Annotated in this window: 1 protein-coding gene; it reads right to left on the bottom strand. The window is 76.8% G+C overall.

The features are described 5' to 3' along the window. On the bottom strand, positions 1-539 hold a 539-nt coding region (locus CLM62_RS39045; protein WP_143659227.1), incomplete at both ends, for an aminotransferase class I/II-fold pyridoxal phosphate-dependent enzyme.

The raw sequence follows: 539 nt of genomic DNA, 5'->3' as shown, positions 1-539 counted from the left end.
GCCGGCCTCCCCCGCGGGGAAGCGGGCGATCGCGGCCGGCCAGCCGGACGGCAGCAGGGCACCGGCCAGGTCGGTGACGACCGTGACCTGCTCGGGCAGCATCTCGGCGGGGCTGAGCAGCACGGTGTCGTGCGGCTCGTGCAGGGTGTCGCGCCAGGTCTCGTCGCTGACCAGGTGCAGGCCTTCGCCGACGGCGGCCTCGAGGGTCTCGTGCAGCAGTTCGGGCGGCGCCACGGTGGCGGTGGGGTCGTCGGCGACGGACAGCACGAGCAGCCGCGGGTCGCCGCCTTCGGCGCGGACCCGGCGGACGGTCTCCAGGAGGGCGTAGGGATCGGGGACACCGCCGCACTCGGCGGAAGTCGCGACATGGAAGACGGGTCTGCCCAACAGGCGTGCGTACGGCGCCCACCAGGCGGCGCAGGGTCGCGGCACCAGGACGTCGCCGCCGAGCGCGGCGGTCAGCGCGAGCAGCAGGGACGGCGCACCGGGGGCGGCGACCGCACGGCCGGGCTCGGCGGGCAGGCCACGCCGGTCCCAGT

Origin of the sequence: Streptomyces sp. SA15 (assembly GCF_002291145.1) — a bacterium.
In the GTDB taxonomy this organism is placed as follows: domain Bacteria; phylum Actinomycetota; class Actinomycetes; order Streptomycetales; family Streptomycetaceae; genus Streptomyces.
The sequence above is the reverse complement of the archived record's forward strand: the minus strand, read 5'-3'. Positions and strand labels throughout refer to the sequence as shown.